Consider the following 541-nt stretch of genomic DNA (forward strand, 5'->3'; position numbering starts at 1 on the left):
CTGGTCGCCTTCCGGGCACGGGATATGTACCGCTTATTGCGGGACATCCGGGAAGAACCGGGGGTTTATTCCTGTTTCACGTTCGGGGATTCGCTTCACACCACGTTCAAGGAGAACGATTATCCCGTGGAACGGTTCGCGGCTTCCTTGAGAGGCGCGGGGCATACCGGGGTGGAATGGAACGAGATCGAGGCGGGTATAGAAGATTATTTCATGATGTTAACAAATGATACTAGCGATGGAACGGGTTATTGAAGTAGAGCGGCTGGCGAAGAAATTCGGGAGTTTCACAGCGGTGGACCATATCAGTTTTCACGTGGAGCGTGGAGAGATATTCGGGTTCCTCGGGGCGAACGGTGCAGGCAAAACCACTGCCATGCGGATGTTATGCGGGTTGAGCAAACCGACTTTCGGGACGGGACGGGTAGTGGGATTCGATATTGCCCGGGAGTCGGAAAAGATAAAGAGCAGAATCGGTTACATGAGCCAGAAATTCTCGTTATACGAGAGTTTGACGGTGCGGGAGAATATACGCTTGTAC

At 52.7% G+C, this 541-nt stretch carries 2 pseudogenes; both read left to right on the forward strand.

Going from position 1 to position 541, the window contains the following annotated elements:
• A pseudogene (locus tag ACK8P8_RS22285) lies at nt 1-255 on the forward strand (ABC transporter ATP-binding protein); the annotation flags it as partial.
• Nucleotides 248-541 (forward strand): annotated as a pseudogene (locus ACK8P8_RS22290) (ATP-binding cassette domain-containing protein); the annotation flags it as partial. The pseudogenes ACK8P8_RS22285 and ACK8P8_RS22290, both read left to right, overlap by 8 nt.

The organism is Butyricimonas muris (genome assembly GCF_046365375.1).
Classification (GTDB): domain Bacteria; phylum Bacteroidota; class Bacteroidia; order Bacteroidales; family Marinifilaceae; genus Butyricimonas; species Butyricimonas muris.